Consider the following 277-nt stretch of genomic DNA (forward strand, 5'->3'; position numbering starts at 1 on the left):
AACGCTTCTCTTTTGGTGTTTTCTTTGATTCAGGAGCCTTATATGCAGGGTTGATCGGATTCGGCCTCCCACTGCTTGTCTATGCTTCTATGGATAAGAATTTATATCGTCAGGGAGAAGAGCAAGGTAGTGCTCGTTTTGCGACTTTGAAGGAAATGAGACGGTTTGAAGACGTTGATTTTGAGAAGAATATGATTTTTTCAAAACAAGTTAAAATGGGCTTATTTAACTTTCGCTTAGCCTACAATGTTCAGCTCAATAAAAATGTGATTGTCAT

Annotated in this window: 1 pseudogene; it reads left to right on the top strand. The window is 38.3% G+C overall.

Annotated features, from left to right (window positions below):
• Positions 1–277: pseudogene (locus CBI42_RS11825) on the top strand (VirD4-like conjugal transfer protein, CD1115 family); the annotation flags it as partial.

The organism is Streptococcus sp. KR (genome assembly GCF_002238115.1).
Lineage (GTDB): Bacteria > Bacillota > Bacilli > Lactobacillales > Streptococcaceae > Streptococcus.